Raw genomic sequence first — 22918 nt, 5'->3', positions numbered from 1 at the left:
TTTTCTTAACAATCTCTACGCCATATCGATCCATGAGTCTAACCATATATTTTATATTAGAGATATTAACATCATATAGTTTTCCAATCTTTGTCCATGTCATCCCTTGTTTTTTCAAATGATAAATGGTTAATTTATCTTCATAACTTAATTTCATACAAAAAGCACCCCAATTGTTAGATTTTGTGTCTAACTTTTGGGGTGCAGTTCACTCAGACCTTACTGAGGAGAGTTTTTGGCTTAGCGGGGTTGGTGCATTTAGGGTGAGTGTGGTAGCCTTCTCCCCTACTTTTCAGTCATTAGGGCAAGTTGAGGAGCAGTGCTAAGGGTTATTTAGTGAGGTTAGACAAAGTCCATCTGATTTTCTTAAAGCAGGCTAAGGCTAATACTTACTCGGAGAGGATTTCTATGGCATCTTTGTTGATTAGTAATAAGGGATAGGTTTACTGCTCCAGCATGGGTGAGCAAAGTGACTAAATCGGCTGATGCGAGAGGGATGGGCAGTAAGGAATTGAGAACCAGTAAAGTATGCTAGATTGAAGGATCAGCTGCGTTTTAAAAAAGGAACATTTTCACGGAATTTTCAAAAAATTATGGTGATTTCTGAAAGATTATGCTATACTGAATAAAATTCTTTTTGGAGGTTTGATATGGTGGTGTATAATTTTTCAGCAGGGCCAGCCGTCCTGCCTCAAGAGGTGCTTAAAAAGGCGCAAGCCGAGTTTCTGAATTATGCAGGCTCAGGCATGAGCGTTATGGAGTTGTCCCACCGGGCTCCGGAATTTGACCACATCATAAAAGAGGCTGAGAGTCTGCTTCGTGAGCTCATGGGCATTCCTGACAACTATAAGGTTCTTTTCTTACAGGGAGGAGCCTCAACCCAATTTTCTATGATTCCTCTCAATCTCGCACTGGGCAAGAAGGCTTACTATCATGTGGCTGGTTCTTGGGGGAAAAAGGCCTACACAGAAGCGGTCTTGTTGTCTAAGACTCTGCCATTTGAACCAATCTTACTTGCCTCGTCAGAAGATAGTAACTTTGACCGAGTCCCAAGTTTTGATAGCTCAGCTATTGACCCGCAAGCTGCCTATGTTCACCTGACAACTAACAACACCATCGAAGGAACGGCTATTTACGAGATGCCTGAGACCAATGGTGTGCCAATTGTAGCCGATATGAGTTCCAATATTTTAGCAGCTCAGTATCGGGTGGAGGATTTTGGTTTGATTTATGCTGGCGCTCAGAAAAATATCGGACCTGCTGGCGTGACCATCGTTATCATCCGTGAAGACCTGATTAACACGATGCCGGCCTTATCGTCTATGCTAGATTACAAGGTGCAGGTGGATAACGTGAGCCTTTACAATACGCCGCCGACGTTTGGGATCTATATGAGCAAGTTAGTCTTTGAGCATGTCAAGAGCTTGGGTGGGGTTGCGAAAATGGCAGAGCTTAACCGACACAAGTCTGGTCTGCTCTATGACTATATCGACGCGTCAGCCTTTTACCAAAATCCTGTGAAAAATCCAGAAGACCGTTCGGTGGCTAACATTCCCTTTACGACATCGAGTGCTCATTTGGACAAGCTTTTCTGCCAAGAGGCTGAAGCTGCGGGCTTTAAAAACATCAAGGGCCACCGAAGTGTTGGTGGCATGCGCGCGAGTCTTTATAATGCCTTTCCGCTTGAAGGAGTTGAGGCTCTGCTGAATTTTATGAAAGAGTTTGAGGAGGCACACAGTGGAGATTAGACTAGCTCATCCCAATGAAGTTAAGGCCATTATGGCTGTGATTGAAGATGCCCGTGCTTTTCTGAAGGCTTCCGGCAGCGATCAATGGCAAGGAGCAGACGGTTACCCTACTGAAATTGACATTATCGATGACATTTTACTTGGTCAGGGATGGGTTGCCTTGGTTGAACAGGAAATTGTGGCTTATGCGGCGGTGATTACTGGTCGTGAAGAAGCTTATGAGCAGATTTATGATGGCAAATGGAAGCATAATCACCCACGTTACACGGTTTTCCATCGAATAGCTGTCTCTGCCAAGGCTAGTGGTCAAAAGGTGGCTCAGACCTTTATGCAGGGGCTGATTGAAGGAACCAAGGGACAGGATTTCCGTTGCGATACCCACGAGAAAAACCTGATCATGCAACATATTCTTGAAAAGTTAGGCTATGTCTATTGTGGTAAGGTACCGATTGATGGGGAACGCTTGGCCTACCAAAAAATCAAAACTCGGCAAGAACAAGCTTACTACCAAGAAGTGGCAGAGTTCGGTAGTTTGGACTAGAAAGAAGGGCACTCCCCCTTTTGGTGAGATGAGACCGGTTTTTATTGAATCAAATGACCGCTAATAGTCGGCTAAATTAATTGTGTCGATTGGCCAGACGAGTGGCTATCGCTTGATAGGGATAGCCTTGTAGCACCAAAAAGTGGTTAGGCGTTTTCTGATAATTGAAGTTTTGAACTTGAAAATCTTAAAGCAAAGATGGACGTGGATTCAAATTTTAGCGACGAAACCATAGGCTTGTTCACGTTCATAAGGATCAAAGAAGCTGTTTTGCAAAAATATAAAGAGGATCATCATGGTATTTAACATCACAACCTATAACAACATCAACAAAATTGGTTTGGCTGAGTTGGGCGACCACTTTACCATTGACCAAGTTGGAGCGGACCAGGCAGATGGCTATATCATCCGTAGTCAGAATTTGCATGGCGTTGACTTTCCAAGCAACCTCAAGGCTATTGCTCGTGCGGGTGCAGGGACAAATAATATCCCCGTTGATGAGGCAACTGCCCAGGGAATCGTAGTTTTCAACACGCCGGGCGCCAATGCCAATGCGGTCAAAGAGGCTGTTTTGACCGCTCTCTTTTTAGCGGCTAGAGATTACTTTTCAGCTACCCAGTGGGCAAATAGCCTCAAGGGGAGTGATATTCCTAAACAGATTGAGGCTGGGAAGAGCCAGTTCGCTGGGACTGAGATTGCTGGCAAGACTTTAGGGATCATTGGTCTGGGAGCAATTGGAGGACGGATTGCTAACGATGCGCGCCGTTTGGGGATGGAGGTCTTGGGTTACGATCCCTATGTATCCATTGAAACGGCTTGGAATATTTCTAGCCATGTCAAGCGGGTCAATGACCTGAAAGAGATTTTTAGCCAGTCTGACTACATCACGATTCACGTCCCGCTGACACCCGACACTGCTAATCTTGTTGATCGCTCGGCTATTGCCCTCATGAAAAAAGGAACGGTTCTGATCAACTTTGCGCGTGCTGAGTTAGTGAATCATGAGGCGCTCTTTGAGGGGATTGAGTCAGGGATAATTAAGCGTTATATCACCGACTTTGGGACTGAAGAACTCCTTAATCGCTCCGGAGTGACAGTCTTTCCGCATGTGGGGGGCTCGACCGAGGAGGCTGAGCTCAACTGTGCCATCATGGCCAGTCAGACGATTCGCCAATTCTTGGAGACAGGGGAAATCACCAACTCCGTCAACTTTCCTAATGTCCATCAGGCGCTTTCCGCTCCTTACCGTATCACCCTCATCAACCAAAATGTGCCAAATATGGTAGCGAAAATCACAACTGCTGTCTCTGAACTTGGTATCAACATTGACAACATCATCAATCGTTCTAAAGGAGAGTTTGCCTATACTCTTCTTGACTTGGAAGAAGACGATCGCAGCAAGATTGATCAGTTGGTGGCTACTTTTGAAGCAGACGAGCAGATTGTCCGCGTGCGGTTGATTGAAGGGAATCAGTAGACATGAGGCAGAAAGCCTTCCGTGAGCAGAAGCGCTTGGTGAGGAGGATGCTCAGACGTTTGGCTCGGCCTCTTGACTGGACAACTGATGGTAGCTCGTATCAGGACATTTGCTTCTGTGACCGTTTGGTGGTTGATGGACAAAAATTGTCATCACGGACAAGAAAGGCTTACCTGTCTGCTGTCTTTGCCTTTATGGCGAGAAACTTACCTCATCAGCCAGAGGGCGTTCGCTTGATTTTCCTCTTGAGAGAGGAAAATCTGCTATCCAGTCGAGCGATGCTCTTTTTTGACCAGACCTACTATGAGAACTTTTGGCGACGGAATTGGTCAGACCAAACGTGGTTAGAGGTTGATGCCTCGCCAAAGTTATTTTTGGGGTACGCCTTACCTAAGGTATTGCCAGCCAGGCTCTTTATCGAAAAAAATGGGAACACCACCACCCACCTTCTGGCTCTAGGCTAATTATAAAAAGGTGTTTGTTAAGCTCCTCCTTGAGGGGCTGGACTTTTCTTCGCTAGAATGGTATAAAAGGATAGAGCAAGAAAATTGGCTGAACGATCTAAAAATGAGAGGCTGATGATGTGTTCACGCCGTACTATGCTGGTTTTGGAAGGTGTATTGCTTGAGATGGGTGTGATGGCGTTGTCTTATAGTAATTATTCTCTGGGGTGAGCCTGTATTCATTTTCTGAAAAGATGGAAAAGGAGACCGTATGGTATTTATCAAAAGGATTTACCGCTCTCCCATCGGCGAACTTTCTCTGGTAGCTGATGAGACAGGCTTGATCGGTGCTTGGTTTCTGGGGCAAGCTCATTTTGAGCGAGGGATAAAAGAGCCTGTAGAAATGGGAGATTCTGTCATCCTTCAGCAGGCAGTGGAGTGGCTGGAGAGCTACTTTGCAGGCGAGGTGCTCGAAGTAGCTGTTCCCTTATCTCCTCAAGGTACTGCTTTTCAACAGCGGGTTTGGTCGGAGTTGGCAACCATTCCCTACGGACAGACCTGTACTTATAAGGATTTAGCAGACCGCATGCAATGCCGCTCTAGTCAAGCTATTGGTGGAGCAGTTGGGAAAAATCCGCTGTCCATCTTTATTCCCTGTCACCGTGTATTAGGCAGTGATGGGAGTTTGACGGGTTATGCTGGTGGCCTAGATAAGAAAATCTGGCTGCTCAATCACGAAAATGAACACCGAGCAGACTGACCGCTCTGCCATTTTCCCAAAAACGAAAGGAAAAAAATATGACCTATCTCTACTATGAATACCCTAAGTGCAGTACCTGTAAGGCTGCTAAGAAAGAGCTGATCCAGCTGGGTGTAGACTTCACAGCTGTTGACATCAAGGAAACACCACCGACAGCAAGCCAGCTCAAGGAATGGATGGCGGCGACTGGATTGGAGCTGAAAAAATACTTTAATACCTCTGGAAACAGCTACCGTGCCTTGGGGCTCAAAGACCGTTTTGACAGTCTGACGGAGGAAGAAGCCTTGGAGTTGCTTGCGGCGGACGGCATGCTGATCAAGCGCCCCCTCCTCATCAAGGACGGTAAAATCCTACAAATCGGTTACAAGACACCATATGCTGATCGCCTAAACTAGAAAAAAAGCTCCCTACCTTGTCAGGCTGAGACCTGATTAAGGTGGGGAGTGTTTGGTTTAGTTGAAGGGAGTTTTCGTTGATGAGGGAAGAACTCCCCTTTTCTAGATTAGGCGTCTGGCTTATCGCATGGTGACGAATTCTTCGGCACCGGTTGGGTGAATGGCAACTGTGGCGTCAAAGTCTGCCTTGGTAGCCCCCATCTTGATCGCAACAGCAAATCCTTGAAGCATTTCATCGAGGCCGTAACCGATACCGTGTAGGCCAACAACCTTCTCATCAGCACCAACAGTTACAAGTTTTAATTTGGTCATTTGACGGTGCTGGGTAACAGCCGAATACATAGATGCAAAGCTAGAGGTATACACTTTGACAGCCTCTTGTCCGTACTCTGCTATGGCTTGGGGTTCGGTCAGACCCACAGTCCCGATGGCAGGGTGAGAAAAGACAACGGTCGGAATATTGTCGTAATCCATCTTGGCCTGTTCTTGGCCATTAAAGAGCCGCTCTGCTAGAGTGCGTCCAGCCTTGATCGCCACAGGCGTCAATTCCTTCTCGCCCGTCACATCGCCAAGGGCGTAGATATGAGGGACAACCGTGTTTTGGAAGGCGTCAACGGCGATAAAGCCTCTGCTGTTTAAGGTGACACCAGCAGCTTCGAGATTGATTTGATCAACATTTGGCTTACGCCCAATCGCCCAGATCACATGGTCTGCAGTGTGGGAACTTCCATCTTCAAAGTGCAATTTTAGTTGGCCATTAGCTAGTTTTTCAAGCGATATTGGAATCTTATGGGTATGCAAACTAAGGCCGGTACGGGACATTTCATCAACGAGAGCTTCTACAATATAGGGATCAAAGTTGCGCAGAGGACTTTCTTTGCGGACAAAGAGGTCTGTTTTGACACCTAGGCTGTGGAGAACCCCAGCCAGTTCGACAGCGATGTAGCCTGCTCCGATAACTGCTACGGATTGGGGTAAATTTTCCCAGGCAAAGAAATCATCTGAAGTCTCCCCTAGTTCTGCTCCTGGAATGTTAGGAATGGCTGGGAGAGAGCCAGTAGCGATGAGAATATGGTCGGCAGAGTATTGCTCACCGTTGACTTCCACCGTTTTCTGGTCGATAAAACGCGCATAGCCCTCAATGTGAGTAATGCCGTTTCGAGCCCAATTATTGGCGTAGCCATTACGGGAACGCTCAACATAGGCTTCCCGATTTTGACGTAGGGTTTTAAAATCAAACTGGATTTGTGTGGGAGTGAAGCCATAGTCTGGTCCATAATGCTTGAAGGTCTCAGCGACTTGGGCACCGTACCACATGATTTTTTTAGGAACGCATCCAAGATTGACACAGGTCCCACCGACCTGTCCTCCCTCAATTACAGCAACCTTAGCACCGTGCATGGCAGCACGATTAGCAAAACCGGATCCACCTGATCCGCCTCCGATGACAATCACATCAAATTGTTTGCCCATTGTTTTTTAACTCCTTTTAGTCTTTTAGAGGTATTGTAGCCTTTTTTTAAGGAAAGGTCAAAAATCTGCTATGGGCAAGCAAGCGAGGTGGTCTGAACGCTCAATGAATATGGTAGGAAATCGCATGGTGGTCAACAATGATTACTGTCAGAAGCTTTGCTATTCCCCTACAAAAGGAAACTCCTTGAATAGAAAACTTACAGAATTGTAAGCTAAATCATGCCAAATGAAAGGTTAGGAACCGCTAATTTGAGGTATAATAGCATCAAGAAGTCAGGTGATCTTCTGAAAATAGTTTAAAAAATTGGAGAAGTCTTGCCAAATCGTTCAAATTATTGTATGATATAAACAAGACAAAGACACAAAGGAGATTATTATGTTTAGAGGAAAAAGCAAGGCATTTAAAGGGCTTGTAATCGGTCTGGGGAGTCTAGTGGTGGTTTCCCTAGTAGCTATGTTGGGGCTTGGCTTTTTAGGAGGAAATAAGGCAGAAACGGTCGATGAGATGAGCTATACAATCGCTGAAGCCAAAGAAGGTCAGCTCACGTCATCCACCCTTCTGACTGGAACAGTTAAGGCCAACGAAGAACAATATGTTTACTACGATGCAGCTAAGGGAGATATTGCTAATATTGCGGTCAAGGTTGGGGATCAGGTTCAAGTTGGCCAGGTCTTGTTCTCTTATGATGGCAAGGAGGCTCAAATGGCCTACGACGCAGCTGTCCGTGCTTTGAATAAAATTGACCGGCAAATTTACGAGCTTAATACTTACGGGGTGACAGTGACTGAGACTGGAGACGAAGAAACGGATCAACAGGCTACAGCGACAGCACAGCGTAGCGTCAACTCTCAGATGAGTGACCTCCAAGATTCACGCGCGGATGCTGTTGATGGCATCAACAAGGCTCAAGTGGCCTTAGATGAAGCTCAAGTTAAGAGCACCGTAGCTGGGACAGTGGTCGAAGTTAACCGTTCAGTTGCTAAGAGTACCACTGGTTCTGCTCAAACGGTTATCCATATCGTCAATAACAGTAGTCTGGTAGTTGCCGGAGAAATGTCTGAGTATAACTTGGCTAATATCAAGGTAGATCAGGAGGTCAGTATGACTTCTAAGGTCTATCCAGATAAGACATGGACAGGTAAAGTGAGCTATATTTCTGATTATCCGTCAAGTGCTGGAGGCAGTGATAGTTCAACTACAGCAGCAGGAGGCTCAAATGCGAAGTATCCATTTAAGGTGCAATTGACCAGTGATTTAGCAGAGTTAAAACAAGGTTTCACGGTTAGTATTCAAGTCAATAACAATCAAAAGGGCTTAATTGTGCCTGTCGGAGCAGTCCTGACAGATGATGAGACCACCTATTATGTCTATACCTATGACAAGACCAGTCACAAAATTAAACGCACAGTTGTTGAAATAGGGAGCGCGGATGGCGCTAATCAGCAGATTTTGAGCGGTTTGAAGGCTGGGGATAAGGTCATCGAAAATCCGACCATGGATTTGACAGATGGTCAGGAGGTGACAGTTGATGAGCAAGCCACTAATTGATATCAAAAATATTAACAAAAGCTATCGTAATGGCGATCAGGATCTTCAAGTCTTGAAGGACATCAGTCTGACCATTGAAGAAGGGGAGTTTGTGGCTATTATGGGCCCGTCTGGTTCTGGGAAATCTACTCTGATGAATATCATCGGGCTTCTGGATCAACCGACTTCTGGCCACTACCAATTGGAAGGTCAAGAGGTGGAGCACTTGGGAGACAAGGATTTGGCCAAGGTCCGCAACAAGCAAATCGGTTTTGTTTTTCAGCAGTTTTTCCTGCTGTCCAAACTCAATGCTGTTCAAAATGTGGAATTGCCTTTGATTTATGCAGGTGTTTCCCAAGGCAAGCGCAAGCGTTTGGCTGAGCAGTATCTTGATAAGGTGGAACTTTCTGCGCGTAAGCATCATCTGCCATCGGAACTTTCGGGCGGTCAAAAGCAGCGGGTAGCTATTGCCCGTGCGCTCGTCAATGATCCGGCTATCATCCTTGCCGATGAGCCAACAGGGGCCTTGGATACGAAGACTGGAGCGCAAATCATGGATTTAATGACAGAACTTAACCGTGAAGGTCGGACCATTGTCATGGTTACCCATGAGCCGGAAATCGCAGCCTATGCTAGCCGAAGAATTGTTCTGAGGGACGGCGTGATTACAGAAGATGTGAGAGAGGGGGAGTAAAATGGAAAACTGGAAATTTGCCCTAACCTCTATCTGGAGTCACAAAATGCGGTCTTTTCTGACTATGTTGGGGATCATCATTGGTGTTGCTGCGGTAGTTGTCATCATGGCATTGGGAAATGGGATGAAAGAGCAGGTGATTAGTAGCTTCTCTAAAGATCAGCAGGATATCCAACTCTATTATCAACCGGAAGAATCTGAAGAAGATGGCTTTATGTTCCCCGGAGCCTTCTATGGTGAGGATGCCACGCAGATTAAGGAAGAGTGGCTACCCTCTTTGTTGGAAATTGATGGGGTTGAAAATTACTATGTCACTAACGGGGCTAATGATACGGTCAGCTATGGCAATAAAAAGGCAGAATCGGTCAATTTGATAGGTGGAAACCTGACCTACTTTGATGTGAAGGATTACAAGGTTTTGGCAGGACGTTCGTTTAGAGCTGAGGACTACCAGACTTATGCGAGTATCATCATGGTGGATCAGACCTTGGCTGAGAAATTATTTGGAGACATGACTTCCGCTCTGAATCAGATTGTAACGGTGGGGAGTCGTAGCTTCTTGATTATTGGGGTCTTTGAAGACCCAGATGCGGGGACATCCATCTATGGGATGAAGTCTGGGGGGAGTGCCCTGATGACCAATGTTCAGCTGGCAGCAGAGTTTGGGACTCCGGAGGTTGGCAGTGCCTATATTCATATCAAGGATGTGAAACAGGCAACCAACATTGGTAATCTAGCTGCGGCTAAGCTGACTGAAATCTCTGGAGTCGCTGAAAAAGGTGGGAAATTCACCACTTTTGATATGTCAGGTCTAGTGGAAGATATCAACAGTCAGTTTGGGATTATGACAACGATTATAGGATCCATTGCAGGAATCTCACTCCTAGTCGGAGGAATTGGGGTGATGAACATCATGCTGGTTTCCGTCACAGAGCGGACACGGGAAATTGGCTTGCGAAAGGCGCTTGGAGCGACTCGATTTAAAATCTTGAACCAATTTTTGATCGAGGCCATGGTTCTGACCATGATTGGTGGTGCCATCGGGCTAGGTATCGCCTTTGGTCTGACTAAGATTTTAGAGGGAGTTTTTGCGGCTAATCCAGATATGGCTATGCCGGTCAGAGTTTCCTTGGATGTTGGCCTAGGCGCCATGCTTTTCTCCGCTTTTATCGGGATTCTGTTTGGAATTTTGCCAGCCAACAAGGCCAGCAAGCTCAACCCAATCGAAGCCTTGCGCTATGAATGATGATTGGCTTGTTGGAGGCAGTTGTTCCCTATTCGGCGAAACGTTTTCTGCCCCAATACGATTGGCGTTAGTGTGGCTCCTTGAGAGCCACAGAGAGTGATAGTCATAAAATAGAGCTACTAGGCCTTTTAGAGGAGTTCTAGTAACTCTATTTTTAATTTTTATCTTCGGAAGACCTGTTATTTCCCTAATGTGTTGAGTGTGGTATTTAGAAGATTGCCAAAAACTGGTTTCCTGACCAAAGCTTCCTCAGCTAACAGTTGTGTTACTAGGCATTTAGCTGAGGAGCTTGGTGACGAGTAGGGAAGGTCTCTCGAAAAAATTTGGGGAAATAGTGTATTTTCTTTGCTCATATAGCTGGGATTTATTCAAAAAAACTGTTGACATCGTTTTCATTTTGGTGTAGAATGACGGTATAATGTATTTGGATTGTAACTCTTCGGGAGGCATGACCTTGAAACTCTAAATTTAGGGGGTGAGGTATGTCTTCTGAAGAGTTTTTCGTTTAATGTATGATAGAAGAAAGGGTAGAACATGTCTAAAAAACTATTACTTCGTGCTGATGATCTTGGGTATTCTGAGGCGGTCAATTATGGGATAGAAAAATCTGTTAAGGAAGGACTGATTAGAAGCCTAGGTGTCATGGTTAATATGCCAGCGACTGAGCATGGTGTTAATTTAATTAAGGATTGTGATATTGCCCTTGGGGTTCATACCAATATTTGTGCTGAGAGGCCCCTAACAGATCCTAGATTGATTCCTAGTCTGGTTGATGACAATGGGTATTTTAAAAGTTCTAGGACCTACCGAGAAGCTAAAGAAGATTTTGTTGTCTTTGAGGAAGTTATTCTCGAGATTGAGGCACAATATCATCGTTTTGTAGAGCTATTCGGTCGTAAGCCTGATTATTTTGAAGGGCATGCTGTCGCATCGCAAAACTTTTTCAAGGGATTAGAACATGTTGCCAATAAATTTGGACTTAAGTATTCTCCTTTTTCAATGGGTGGAGAACCTGTGACGATTGGCCACTCTCAGGTAACCTTTACGATGGACAGTATGCTCCCAGATTATGATCCGCTAGTTATGCTTGAAAAAATAGTTGCTCTTGCCGGTGATGATGTGGTTCAACTGGCAGTCTTTCATCCAGGCTACCTTGATCACTATTTGCTAACCCATTCGACCTTATTAAACGAACGGTGTTTAGAAGTTGAGATTCTGACGGATCCCAGAGTTAAAGAGTGGTTAGTTGAGCAAGATGTCATCTTGATGGACTACCGGCAGTTGTAGAGGGAGGCCAGAAACAGAATAAAGGAACGAAGACCTTTTTGCTTTAGAGGTGGCTTGGTTTAGCCATTCAAGATAATAGAGGCATTTTGGTTTAAAGTCGGATGTCTAACAGGAGTTTTAAGTCCTTCAGCCACCAGTCTTTTTAGAGCACCTGCTTCCTCAGTTGTAGCTTTATTGGAGGGATGACCTAACTAAAAACTAGGTAACGCTAATATCTCAAAAACGTAGAGTATTTCAGAAACTGCCTATCCCTAATCGTTTGGATAGGCAGTTTTGGTTTCAGATTCTTTTCTAAGTCGATGCAAAAGTATTGATAATCGTGAGGCCATTATTTAAGCTATGCAACAGTTGGTTTTTGAGGTATTTTCCTCAAAAACTAGCCTAGACAAGAGATTCTTCGGTTGCTTGATCTTGTTGCAATGGCGTGTTGCTCTAGTTCTGGCTATATTTTAAATGGTTGAGAGCGCGAAAAAATCAAGGAAGGCTAAAAATAGAGATTTCGGTGTTAAAAGACTCGATAAACGTAAGGGTTGTCGGGTGTACCAACAGGGGTGATGGTATCAAGAACTACAGATGGTAGGGATTGGTTCAACCCTTGATGGTAGCTGACTTGAATGGTTCCTGTTGCAGTGACCCAAGTATTGTTAGGATAAATTGTCGGGCTCCCCGTTACCAATAGCCCAAAGACCCCCGAGTCGGCAATGCAGTGGATGATACCAAAACGAAAGACAAAAAGGTTATCAGACTTATCTGGGTCCTGATACACAAAGCCTGTGAAGCTGATGGTCTTGCCCACAAACCGATCGGGATAGTCGTAGATGACCTCCATGACCTCCATGTAGTTCTCTGTGTTGACCTGAATGTGGTCTAGCTTTTCATATTTGGCTAGACTTTTTTTCATCTCCTTGGTATAGGCAGATTTGGTGAAAAAAGAGGAGGTATCTGGACGCAGGTATTGGGTACTGGTTCCTTCTTGTTCCTGAGTGCCTCGATCATTTTCGGCTGCCAGCGGAAAGCTATAGCCTTTAGCGGAGACGGTAGTGGCGTCTAAGGTAACTGTTGGGAAAAATATCCCGACGATTAAAGGGATCAGGAGAACGGCAAGACTGCTGATTTTAGCTGTTTTGCTGGTTAAATGGCTGTGCGGTTTAAGCTGTTTAGTCCAGACGATGAGTTGGACAACAGCTAGAATAAACGAGAGCACCATGGACAGGTAAGCGAGATAAGAATAATGTAGGTTGATGTACTGGTTTAATTTGCCAGACAAGTGGAGGTACATGGTCACTTCAAAGTACCCCATTAAAATCAGAAAACGCAACATCACAGACCTCCTAGGACAAGTGCGTAGGCGATGACAACCATGCTAGAGACGAACAGAAATTGAATGATGGCCTTGGTCTGGAAATAATTTTTCATCATCAGCAGGTTTTTAACATCGATAATAGGGCCGATGACGAGGAAGGCTATGACAGGAGCCATGCCAAAGCTGGATAGGAGAGAAGCGCCGATAAAGGCATCTGCTTCACTACAGAGTGAGAGCAAGAAGGCAAGGGTCATCATCAGTAAGATGGCTGTTAAAGGATTGGTGGTTAAACTGAGCAGGATTCGCGTGGGAACGTAGACCTGAACCAAACTAGCAAAAAGACACCCAAAAACGAGATAACGCCCAGTATCAAAAAATTCATCAATCGCTTGGATGAAGACTTGAAACAATTTTGCGCTAGGGCTTAGATGGGAAAAATCGTGGTCATGGACGGCCTTGCGATGAGGTTTTAGGATGGGCTCCTTTTGGACAAAGGCCAGAAGAAGGCCGAGAACCAGAGCCACTAAAATAGCTCCCAGAGCGCGAAGGGCTAGAAAGCGCCAGCTATTTCCAAAAGCAGTATAGGTGGCAAGTAAAACAATGGGGTTGATCACAGGAGCTGTCGCCAGGAAGGGAATAGCGGTGTAACTTGGGACCTTTTTCTCCAAAAAGCGGTTGACGATGGGGACGATGCCGCATTCGCAAGAGGGGAAGAAAAAGCCAATGAAGGTACCAAAGATAATCCGTAAGACCTTGTGCTGAGGCAAGTGCTGGTGCACCTTGTCGGGGGTAATATAGACTTCAATAGCTCCTGAAATCAAGCTTCCGATCAGGACAAAGGGCAGGGCTTCAATGATGATGGATAAAAAAATGGCGCCTGCTTGAAGCAGGCTGGTTGGTAGATGGGCAAACATGGCTAAACTTCCTTGGCATCTGGCTGAACTTGCTTAGTTGCCTTTGCCTGAGGGTCAGGGAAGGTAACCGCTTCTAACTCATCGAATTTGGCAAATTTTTCAAAGAGTTTATCCCATTCGTCTTGTTTATGGTAGGTTACTGGCATACGATTGTCTCCTTATGTTTACGAGTGTCCAGTGGATTGACTAAAGGCCAGGCCGGTAGTCATTTTTGCTGAAGGCAAAACCGGAGTGGCTATTAGAGGGATCGCCTTATAAATACGGCAACAACGTGTGGAAAGTGCTGGTGAGAGCCTCTTGCCTTGTCCCATTTCAGGAAGCCCCCTAGAGTGGGTAGAAACAACAGTCTTAACGGATTTTCTTGAACCCTTGCCCCATGCCTTTCTCAGTACCCTATATTATACTACAAATGGGAAGAGAAAGACAGTTTTAGAGTGGCTCGTGTCAGAACAAGAGGGTTCGTTTGTTTTAGAGTCACCCTCTTTTTTAGCTGGTAAAAGGGGGCTCGAACGTGTTATAATAGGTCTTATGGACAAGAAATATTTACAAATAGCTGAGGCTTTAGGCCTCAGTCTCAAACAGATTGATACAGTGCTTAGTCTGACCGCAGAAGGGAATACGATTCCCTTCATCGCTCGTTACCGCAAGGAAGCGACGGGAGATTTGGACGAAGTGGCCATTAAGGCCGTGATTGACCTCGACAAGAGCTTGACAGCCCTCGCTGATCGTAAGGCTAGTGTTCTGGCCAAGATTGAATCGCTCGGTAAGCTGACAGAAGGTTTGAAGGAAGCGATCGAAGGGGCGGAAAAATTAGCGGATGTTGAGGAACTCTACCTGCCATATAAGGAGAAGCGTCGCACTAAGGCAACCGTTGCGCGTGAAGCAGGTTTATTGGCTTTGACACGGTTAATCTTGCAAAATGTTTCAGATTTGCAAGAGCAGGCAGTAAACTTTGTCTCAGAGAGCTTTTCTAGTGCAGATAAGGCTTTGGCTGGAGCGGTTGATATTTTGGCGGAGAGCTTGTCTGAGGATGCGAAGTTGCGGGCATGGACTTATAATGAAATCTGGACTTACTCTAGCCTGGTTTCCAGCCTAAAGGATGAGAGTCTGGACGATAAGCAGGTATTTCAGCTTTATTATGCCTTTTCAGAGCCTGTGCAGAAGTTACAAGGCTATAAGATTTTGGCCATCAACCGTGGTGAAAATTTGGGAATCCTAAAGGTTAGCTTTGAGCACCATTTTGAGAAGATGCAACGATTTTACCAAGCGCGGTTTAAGGTGTTAAATCCTTATATTGAAGCAGCCATTACGGATGCCATTAAGAAAAAAGTGGTTCCAGCCATGGAACGTCGCGTACGGGCAGAGTTGACCGAGAGTGCAGAAGATGGTGCGATTCGCCTCTTTTCAACGAATCTGAGAAACCTTCTCCTGGTGCCACCGCTTAAGGGCAAGACCGTTTTAGGGTTTGACCCAGCCTTCCGGACGGGGGCTAAGTTGGCCGTTGTGGATGCCACAGGCAAACTCCTGACAACCCATGTCATTCATCCGGTCAAACCAGCTTCCGCTCGTCAAATCGAAGAAGCCAAGCAAGAACTGTCTCAATTGATTGACCAGCATGGTGTGGAAATTATCGCTATTGGCAATGGAACAGCGAGTCGTGAAAGCGAAGCTTTTGTGGCAGAGCTTTTGCCAGCCCACGATGGTGTGAGTTATGTGATTGTCAATGAAAGTGGCGCTTCTGTTTACTCGGCTTCTGAACTTGCGCGACATGAATTCCCAGATCTCACTGTCGAAAAACGCTCTGCCATTTCCATCGCTAGACGCCTGCAAGACCCTCTGGCAGAGCTGGTCAAGATTGATCCTAAATCGATCGGTGTCGGTCAGTATCAACATGATGTCAGTCAGAAAAAACTCAGTGAAGAGCTGGACTTTGTAGTGGACACGGTGGTTAACCAGGTCGGGGTCAATGTCAATACGGCCAGTCCTGCTCTCCTAGCCCACGTGGCTGGTCTCAATAAGACGATTTCTGAGAATATTGTCAAATACCGTGAAGAGAACGGGGAACTGAAGAGCCGTGAGGAGCTCAAAAAAGTCCCTCGTCTGGGCGATAAGGCGTTTGAGCAGGCGGCAGGTTTCCTGCGTTTACCGAATGCAGAAAACTTTCTGGACAACACTGGGGTTCACCCGGAGTCTTATGCAGCTGTTGAGAGTTTGCTAACACTCTTGGACATTACAGATTTGGATGAGACAGCACATGCCAAACTTGAAAAAGTAGACCTACCTGTGGTTGCACAAGAAATTGGGATCGGTCAAAGCACTCTGAAAGACATTGTCTCGGATCTTCTCAAACCGGGTCGTGACCTGCGGGATGATTTTGCTGCGCCTGTGCTTCGTCAGGATGTCCTTGACATGAAAGATCTCCAAATTGGGCAAGAATTGGAAGGGGTAGTGCGCAACATTGTTGACTTTGGTGCTTTTGTTGATATCGGGGTGCATGAAGACGGTCTCATTCATGTGTCTCGAATGCAGGAGCGCAAGCGTGATAAGAAGACAGGTCGCCTTCCTCAGCTTCCTCACCCTAGTCAAATTTTGTCTGTTGGGGACATTGTGACCGTCTGGGTGACAGAAGTGGACATCAAGCGAAGCCGTATTGGCCTAAGTCTTCTAAAACCTAAAGCTAAAGAATAGGGAGAATCAATGAAATCATTTTCGACCGAGGATCTGAAGTGGACACGGGAACCTGAGGTCTACGAGATTGCAGAGGATCGGGTTACTATCACGACCCAGCCCCATACCGATTTGTGGCAAAAGACCTATTACCAGTTTGTCAATGACAATGCTCCTGTTCTGCAGATGGAGACCGATGAACCCTATTTCTCTTTCACGGTCAAAACGGAGTTTACGCAAAGCCATACCCGATTCGATCAATGCGGAATCGTGGTTTATCTGGATTCGGAAAATTGGCTCAAGGGTTCTATTGAGTATGAAAATGAGGAGTACCAGCACTTGGGAAGTGTGGTGACCAATCATGGCTATTCGGATTGGGCGACGACAGCTATACCCGCTTCGGTCAAAATCATACGGTACCGTTTGAGCAGATGGGGGGCTGATTATTGCATTGAATATTCTGAGGACGAGCTCCATTTCCAGCAGATGCGGATTTGTCACTTGCATAAGGGGGCTGGAACCATTCGGTTTGGCCTCTATGCCTGCTCGCCAGAAGCGTCCTCTTTTACAGCCATCTTTAGCGAAATGAGCTTAGGGGAGTGTCAATGGTTGGCCCATGATGGCCAACAGCCAGATGAGGTCTAGTTCCGTGGATTTACTGACCTATGTTCGCGAGGTGTCGCTAGAGGATTTTGGGAAACCCTTTGAGCATGAGGCTATTTGGAATAGTCGCTTGCGCAGTACAGGAGGGCGTTTCTTTCCAAAAGATGGGCATTTGGATTTTAATCCTAAGGTTTTGGAATATCAGGGATTAGAGGTGTTTAGGAAAGTTGTCCGCCACGAACTGTGCCACTACCATCTTTACCATGCTGGAAAGGGCTACAAGCACGGGGACAAGGATTTCAAGGAACTGCTTCAGCGGGTTGACGGCCTGAGGTTCGTCCCTCACCTATCCCAGCAGACTCTGTATAAAACTTACCGCTGTGAAAGTTGTGGACAGCTTTATAGCCGTAAACGCCAGATAGACACTACAAAATACCGCTGTGGCCGTTGCCGAGGGAAGCTCAGTTTTGTAGGAGAAGAGATGATTTGAGTTGGTTTAGGTCAATTCTTAGCTTGTCAGCCACTTTGGCTAGTCAGATTGGCGTCAATTCTAGGTAATGATTTACTTTTTTGATTGAGGTCAATTCTGCTGGTAAATTTCTAAGATTATGGTATAATAGACCCTGCTGTGATTTTTAGAAATCAGAACTGAAAGAGACATGTTGTAATGAAGAAAATTAAAATTACTGGTAACCGCCCATTAAAAGGGGAGATTACTATTTCGGGGGCTAAAAATTCGGTGGTTGCCCTGATACCGGCGGCTGTTTTAGCAGATGATTTGGTCATTTTAGATGGTGTGCCCCAGATTTCAGATGTTGATAGCTTGATTGATATCTTGGAAGTCATGGGGGTTACTGTTGAGCGGGATGGAGAGACGTTAACCATTGATCCTCGCGGTCTTAAAAATATGCCTATGCCCTACGGTAAAATCAATAGCTTAAGAGCGTCTTATTATTTTTATGGAAGCCTTTTGGGGCGTTTTGGAATTGCGACCGTTGGCTTGCCAGGAGGCTGTGACTTAGGACCTCGGCCGATAGATCTTCACCTCAAGGCTTTTGAAGCCATGGGAGCGACCATTAGCTATGAGGGCGAGAACATGACCCTTAAGGCAGTTGATGGACAAATGCACGGTGCGACCATCTTCATGGATACGGTATCGGTCGGTGCGACCATTAACACGATTTTGGCAGCTGTTAAAGCTAAAGGAAGAACCGTCATTGAGAATGCCGCACGTGAGCCTGAAATCATTGATGTGGTGACTCTCCTCAATAATATGGGAGCTCATATACGTGGGGCGGGGACTGATGTGATTACCATTGAGGGTGTAGAACGCCTTTCAGGTACCCGCCATCAGGTTATTCCAGATCGGATTGAGGCGGGGACTTATATCGCTTTAGCTGCGGCTGTTGGTCAAGGGATCAAAATAAATAATGTCCTCTACGAACACCTAGAATCCTTCATCGCCAAGTTAGAAGAAATGGGGGTTCGTATGACGGTCTCCGAAGATAGTGTTTTTGTGGAACCTCAAGGAAGCCTACGGTCTGTTAGTGTCAAGACAGCTCCTTATCCAGGTTTTGCGACTGATTTGCAGCAACCATTGACCGCCCTCTTATTGAAGGCTACAGGTCAGGGGACGGTTCATGATACCATTTATGAAAAACGGGTAGGCCATGTTCCAGAATTAGCCCGTATGGGTGCTGACATTAGCGTAAAAGGGGATAGAATTGCTTATCGGGGAGCTAATCCCTTGGAAGGAGCCCAGGTTAAGGCGACGGATCTTCGGGCGGGCGCTACCTTAGTCATTGCAGGCTTAATGGCAGATGGTCAAACCACCATCACCAACGTTGAATTTATTTTACGTGGTTATTCAAACATTATTGCCAAGTTGCAGGCTTTAGGCGCAGAGATTGAGCTGGTCGAAGAGGCCTAATCCTATCCCCCTCAGTTCTTGACTTAGCTGAGGGGTTTTGTCGCAGACCTTGAGCGGACCGTTAACAAACAAGCGTGCGAGCACAAGCGATTTAGTCTTAGGATAGGCGGTAAGTGACTTTGTGCAGATGCTAAGTTAAAAGTGGGGGAGAAGCGATGTGGAATGCTTTAGCTAAGTGGGCATGGGTTGAGACGGAACGCTTGATTCTGCGCCCTTTCCGTTATACAGACGCCCAAGACCTTTATGCGATTTTATCAGATCCAGATAACACGCGCTTTATCCATCCCAGCCTAGACAGTTTTGAGCTGTGTCAGACCCTTTTGGTTGAGGCTTTCCTACGTCAACCTTTAGGGATTTGGGCTTTGGAGGACAAGGTTAGTGGTCGTATGATCGGCTCCATTCGCTTGGAGCAAATCCAAGTTAGAACAGGCCAGGCAGAGATCGGCTATTTCCTGCACAGAGATTTTTGGAGGCAGGGCTTTGGTAAGGAAGCGTTGAGGCAACTTGTCTTCTTGAGTTTTAGCCAATTCCCTCTTAGACGCTTAATTGTTAAAACCCATGATGAAAATAGGGCAAGCCAAGCCTTGGCTGAGAGTGTAGGTTTTTCATTTTACCGACAGTATAAGGGGAGTGACCGCTATTCGCATCGCATGAGAACATTTAAAGATTACCGTTACGATCGAAAAGATTACCAGTTGAAGGAGACAAAATGATTACAATAAAATCAGCTAGAGAAATTGAATTGATGGACAAAGCAGGAGATGTTTTGGCCAGTATCCATGTCGGTCTAAGGGATTTGATCAAACCAGGTATCGACATGTGGGAGATTGAACTTTACGTGCGAAAACGCTGTAAGGAGGAAAATGTACTCCCCTTACAAATTGGTGTGGATGGTCATTTGATGGACTATCCCTATGCCACTTGTTGTTCCATCAATGATGAAGTTGCCCATGCCTTTCCCCGTCATCGCAAATTGGTCGAGGGAGACATGATCAGCGTGGATATGGTTCTGGGATTGGCAGATAAGTCAGAGTTAGATGTCTCTAAGCTAGACTTTGACAATGTTCCCGCCATGAAACAAGTGACTCAACGCTTCACAGGAGGTGTGGCAGATTCTTGCTGGACCTATGCGGTAGGAGAGGTATCTGAAGAGGTTAAGGCTCTCATGCAAATCACTAAAGAATGCCTTTATAAAGGGATTGAGCAAGCTGTTGTAGGCAATCGTATTGGAGACATCGGTGCTGCTATTCAGGCCCATGCAGAAAGCCATGGTTACGGAGTGGTCCGTGATTTAGTAGGTCACGGTGTCGGACCAACCATGCACGAAGAGCCGATGGTGCCCCACTATGGACGTGCGGGACGCGGGCTTCGCCTGCGTGAGGGAATGGTCCTGACGATTGAACCCATGATCAACACGGGGACTTGGGAGATTGATACCGATTCTAAGACGGGATGGGCGCATAAGACGTTAGACGGAGGCCTGTCTTGCCAGTACGAACACCAATTTGTCATCACCAAGGATGGTCCAGTGATCTTGACTAGCCAAGGAGAAGAAGGAACCTACTAGGAGGTCAACCGTGAAAGCCTTTATCCAAAAAATCCAAAACCACCCCTTTGTCCAAAACTTTCTTCGTTTTTTCCAAGGGGCTGAGATGGATTTGACCAGTATAGCAGTCGCTTACTACTTATTAGTAGCGATTTTTCCTGTTTTTTTCCTCCTCAGTTCACTCCTACCGTATTTGCCGATTCAGGTAGAAGATGTCTTGGACTTTCTCAAAAATGCCTTGCCTGGAGAAATTTACGAGTATCTCGGAGCTATGGTTAAAAATATTTTGACCAATCCTTCCTCAGGCTGGTTGGGACTGTCAATTGCAACGACCCTGTGGACCTTCTCGCAGTCTATGATTATTCTGCAAAAGGCCTTTAACAAGGCTTATGGGATGGAAGATCACCGCGATATGGTTGTGGGCCGTTTAGTTGGCATCCTGGTCGGCGTGATTCTGCAGGTTGGACTTTTCCTCTTGGTATCTGTTGGTTTTTTTGGGGAGACCATCATTTCCTTTGTCAACCGTTTTGTTGCACTTGATATGAAGGCTCTGAGAACGGTTCTTTCATGGACGCAACCGTGGATCTTTTTAGGCTTTATATTGATTATTATGATGCTCTACGCTTTCTTGCCCAATGTCCGCATCAAAAAAGTGCGCTATGTCCTGCCAGGAACACTCTTTGTGGTAGGAGTCTTGTCAGGAACAACCAACCTTGTCTCCCTTTACCTGGACCAGTACATGGGTAAGTTTGAAAGCTTCCAGTTGGTGTCCTACGTGTTATTGTTGGTGGTAATGGTTTGGTTTATCTTGATTGCGCAGTTACTGATTGTTGGTGCAGTTCTCAACGCTAGTTTTCAAGCTCTGGACGAACCGAGCTTCACAGCTCGTCGTGGAACACTAGCGGGACTTATGGAAAAGTTGAAAAACCTTAAACGTAAACAAGAAAAGGGCGTCAAAGGGACACAAGGCCTACTGGTTATGGATGTAGATAGTACTCTCATTCAGGAGGAAGCCATTGACATTTTAGGCGAGTTGGCAGGCGTTGGTCCTCAGGTTGCAGCGATTACAGAAAAGGCTATGCAGGGAGAGCTAGACTTCGAAGAAGCGTTGAAAGCGCGTGTGGCCCTGCTAAAAGGGTTGCCAGAGACTGTTTTTGACTTGGTCTTGACCAAGCTTCATTTTAATACAGGTGCAGAACAGCTGGTTGAAGAGCTTCATGCCAGAGGCTACAAGATTGGGTTGGTTTCGGGTGGTTTCCATGAAAATGTAGACCCCTTAGCCAAGAAGTTGGGAATTGACTATGTCAAGGCCAATAAGCTGGAAGTCAAGGATGGACAGTTGACAGGACGGATCGAAGGCGATATTGTGACCAAGGCAACTAAATTGGCCATGCTGACAGCTTGGGCGAAAGAAAATAACCTGGAGTTATCGCAGACGATCGCTATGGGGGATGGCGCCAATGATCTGCCCATGATTGAAAATGCAGGAATTGGTATCGCTTTTAATGCCAAGCCCATGGTAAAGGCTATGGCGCCGTACCAGATCAACACGCTAGACCTTTATCAGGTCATCGAAATTATGGATCAAAAGGATCAGACTTCCCCAGAAAAAGACACTTAAAGCCATATTGCAAATACTAGAGATTGAAGAGCGGATTTCGTTGAGTGGCTCTTCAATCTTTTTTGAATACCCAAATGGAGACTTTTTGACGAAATAGGAGAAAAAAAGTAGAATGAGGGTATAAAAAAAGAACGTTACCAGAGGAGGTTCCTATGTCCCCATACCAAATAGTGATGGAATGTTTAGGGAGGCTTGGGATAGACATAGAGCTTGTGGAACATCCACCAGCCTACACGACAGAAGAAGCCGATCGTTATATCAAAGGGATTCCTGGAGTTCGCACCAAGTCCATGTTTTTGACCAATAAGAAAAAAACCGCTTATTATCTCATTATCATGGATGATCAGAAACGTCTTGATATGGAAAAACTCACGGAGCTTCTTGAAACCACCCGTCTGCGAATGGCTTCTGCTAATAGCCTCAAGGAAAAATTAGGTATAGCACCAGGTTCTGTTTCAATCTTTGGATTACTGAACAACCGAGAACGAGACGTTCAGGTGCTTTTAGATAAGGCAATTTTATCCGAAGACAGAATGAGTTTCCATCCCAATGACAATACCAAGACAGTTTTTTTGTCTACGGCAGATATGTTGCGGTTTATTGATGACCTGGGCTACGCTTATCAAATGATTGACGTGTAACAAGTGTAAGCACAGTGAAAATCGTGGCTAACTATCCACTAAAAGGATCAGCAGAGGAAAATGATTGATTGTCCGTTGTTTTTTTGAAATGGTAGCCTAAA

At 45.8% G+C, this 22918-nt stretch carries 22 protein-coding genes and 1 pseudogene; 19 read left to right on the top strand and 4 right to left on the bottom strand.

What is annotated here, in order from left to right:
* Nucleotides 1-650 precede the first annotated feature (650 nt).
* The 6 genes from serC to HF992_RS09445 all read left to right on the top strand — a co-directional run bounded on the left by serC (nucleotide 651) and on the right by HF992_RS09445 (nucleotide 5364).
* Nucleotides 651-1748, top strand: a complete 1098-nt coding sequence (gene serC, locus HF992_RS09470; RefSeq protein ID WP_168549791.1) for a 3-phosphoserine/phosphohydroxythreonine transaminase — start codon at nucleotides 651-653, stop codon at nucleotides 1746-1748.
* Entirely contained in the window at nucleotides 1738-2289 is a 552-nt protein-coding gene (locus HF992_RS09465; RefSeq protein ID WP_168549790.1) for a GNAT family N-acetyltransferase, read from the top strand. The genes serC and HF992_RS09465 overlap by 11 nt, the downstream gene beginning before the upstream one ends.
* A gap of 295 nt (nucleotides 2290-2584) precedes the next feature.
* Nucleotides 2585-3766, top strand: coding sequence for a 3-phosphoglycerate dehydrogenase family protein (locus HF992_RS09460; protein ID WP_168549789.1), 1182 nt, complete (start codon nucleotides 2585-2587; stop codon nucleotides 3764-3766).
* Between the two features lie 2 nt (nucleotides 3767-3768).
* Nucleotides 3769-4230: a DUF3916 domain-containing protein gene (locus HF992_RS09455; RefSeq protein ID WP_168549788.1), complete on the top strand. Its 462-nt coding sequence runs from the start codon at nucleotides 3769-3771 to the stop codon at nucleotides 4228-4230.
* Nucleotides 4231-4480: 250 nt separating this feature from the next.
* On the top strand, nucleotides 4481-4969 hold the full coding sequence (locus HF992_RS09450; RefSeq protein ID WP_168549787.1) for a methylated-DNA--[protein]-cysteine S-methyltransferase: 489 nt from the start codon (nucleotides 4481-4483) through the stop codon (nucleotides 4967-4969).
* A gap of 38 nt (nucleotides 4970-5007) precedes the next feature.
* Nucleotides 5008-5364, top strand: coding sequence for a Spx/MgsR family RNA polymerase-binding regulatory protein (locus tag HF992_RS09445; RefSeq protein ID WP_168549786.1), 357 nt, complete (start codon nucleotides 5008-5010; stop codon nucleotides 5362-5364).
* A 120-nt stretch (nucleotides 5365-5484) separates the two neighbouring features.
* On the opposite strand, the gene gorA is transcribed toward HF992_RS09445, so the two are convergent.
* Nucleotides 5485-6837, bottom strand: a complete 1353-nt coding sequence (gorA, locus tag HF992_RS09440) for a glutathione-disulfide reductase (protein WP_168549785.1) — start codon at nucleotides 6835-6837, stop codon at nucleotides 5485-5487.
* A gap of 376 nt (nucleotides 6838-7213) precedes the next feature.
* On the opposite strand from gorA, the gene HF992_RS09435 reads away from it, so the two are divergent.
* The 4 genes from HF992_RS09435 (at nucleotide 7214) to HF992_RS09420 (ending at nucleotide 11592) form a co-directional block, all read left to right on the top strand.
* Nucleotides 7214-8386 carry an efflux RND transporter periplasmic adaptor subunit gene (locus tag HF992_RS09435; RefSeq protein WP_168549784.1) on the top strand — a complete coding sequence of 391 codons (1173 nt, stop codon included), beginning with the start codon at nucleotides 7214-7216 and terminating at the stop codon, nucleotides 8384-8386.
* Nucleotides 8367-9059, top strand: coding sequence for an ABC transporter ATP-binding protein (locus HF992_RS09430; protein ID WP_168549783.1), 693 nt, complete (start codon nucleotides 8367-8369; stop codon nucleotides 9057-9059). The genes HF992_RS09435 and HF992_RS09430 overlap by 20 nt, the downstream gene beginning before the upstream one ends.
* Before the next feature lies 1 nt (nucleotide 9060).
* Nucleotides 9061-10305, top strand: a complete 1245-nt coding sequence (locus tag HF992_RS09425) for an ABC transporter permease (protein WP_168549782.1) — start codon at nucleotides 9061-9063, stop codon at nucleotides 10303-10305.
* 534 nt (nucleotides 10306-10839) lie between these two features.
* Entirely contained in the window at nucleotides 10840-11592 is a 753-nt protein-coding gene (locus HF992_RS09420) for a ChbG/HpnK family deacetylase (RefSeq protein ID WP_168549781.1), read from the top strand.
* 505 nt (nucleotides 11593-12097) lie between these two features.
* On the opposite strand, the gene HF992_RS09415 is transcribed toward HF992_RS09420, so the two are convergent.
* Genes HF992_RS09415 through HF992_RS09405 form a run of 3 tightly spaced genes read right to left on the bottom strand, consistent with a single transcriptional unit; the run spans nucleotide 12098 to nucleotide 13955 of the window.
* Nucleotides 12098-12913, bottom strand: a complete 816-nt coding sequence (locus HF992_RS09415) for a TIGR03943 family putative permease subunit (protein ID WP_168549780.1) — start codon at nucleotides 12911-12913, stop codon at nucleotides 12098-12100.
* Entirely contained in the window at nucleotides 12913-13809 is an 897-nt protein-coding gene (locus HF992_RS09410) for a permease (protein WP_168549779.1), read from the bottom strand. The genes HF992_RS09415 and HF992_RS09410 overlap by 1 nt, the downstream gene beginning before the upstream one ends.
* Before the next feature lie 2 nt (nucleotides 13810-13811).
* On the bottom strand, nucleotides 13812-13955 hold the full coding sequence (locus tag HF992_RS09405) for an SPJ_0845 family protein (protein WP_168549778.1): 144 nt from the start codon (nucleotides 13953-13955) through the stop codon (nucleotides 13812-13814).
* Nucleotides 13956-14337: 382 nt separating this feature from the next.
* Here HF992_RS09405 and HF992_RS09400 point away from each other — a divergent pair, with 382 nt between their 5' ends.
* From HF992_RS09400 to HF992_RS09365, 9 genes and pseudogenes are all read left to right on the top strand, one after another.
* The gene (locus tag HF992_RS09400) at nucleotides 14338-16497 is read left to right on the top strand and encodes a helix-hairpin-helix domain-containing protein (RefSeq protein ID WP_168549777.1); all 2160 of its coding nucleotides are present in this window, start codon (nucleotides 14338-14340) and stop codon (nucleotides 16495-16497) included.
* A 9-nt stretch (nucleotides 16498-16506) separates the two neighbouring features.
* The gene (locus HF992_RS09395; protein WP_168549776.1) at nucleotides 16507-17121 is read left to right on the top strand and encodes a DUF1349 domain-containing protein; all 615 of its coding nucleotides are present in this window, start codon (nucleotides 16507-16509) and stop codon (nucleotides 17119-17121) included.
* A 4-nt stretch (nucleotides 17122-17125) separates the two neighbouring features.
* Entirely contained in the window at nucleotides 17126-17569 is a 444-nt protein-coding gene (locus HF992_RS09390; protein ID WP_168549775.1) for a SprT family protein, read from the top strand.
* Between the two features lie 177 nt (nucleotides 17570-17746).
* Entirely contained in the window at nucleotides 17747-19009 is a 1263-nt protein-coding gene (locus tag HF992_RS09385; RefSeq protein WP_168549774.1) for a UDP-N-acetylglucosamine 1-carboxyvinyltransferase, read from the top strand.
* Nucleotides 19010-19164: 155 nt separating this feature from the next.
* Nucleotides 19165-19722, top strand: coding sequence for a GNAT family N-acetyltransferase (locus tag HF992_RS09380; RefSeq protein WP_168549773.1), 558 nt, complete (start codon nucleotides 19165-19167; stop codon nucleotides 19720-19722).
* Complete coding sequence (locus tag HF992_RS09375; protein WP_168549772.1) at nucleotides 19719-20576, top strand: methionyl aminopeptidase; 858 nt, start codon at nucleotides 19719-19721, stop codon at nucleotides 20574-20576. The genes HF992_RS09380 and HF992_RS09375 overlap by 4 nt, the downstream gene beginning before the upstream one ends.
* 85 nt (nucleotides 20577-20661) lie before the next feature.
* Nucleotides 20662-21402 (top strand): annotated as a pseudogene (locus HF992_RS12080) (YihY/virulence factor BrkB family protein); the annotation flags it as partial.
* Between the two features lie 63 nt (nucleotides 21403-21465).
* Nucleotides 21466-22176, top strand: coding sequence for a phosphoserine phosphatase SerB (gene serB, locus HF992_RS12075; protein ID WP_246201284.1), 711 nt, complete (start codon nucleotides 21466-21468; stop codon nucleotides 22174-22176).
* A gap of 152 nt (nucleotides 22177-22328) precedes the next feature.
* Nucleotides 22329-22817, top strand: a complete 489-nt coding sequence (locus HF992_RS09365) for a prolyl-tRNA synthetase associated domain-containing protein (protein ID WP_168549770.1) — start codon at nucleotides 22329-22331, stop codon at nucleotides 22815-22817.
* Nucleotides 22818-22918: the final 101 nt, after the last annotated feature.

The organism is Streptococcus ovuberis (assembly GCF_012396585.1).
Lineage (GTDB): Bacteria > Bacillota > Bacilli > Lactobacillales > Streptococcaceae > Streptococcus > Streptococcus ovuberis.
This window is presented reverse-complemented; position numbering and strand designations above follow the sequence as displayed.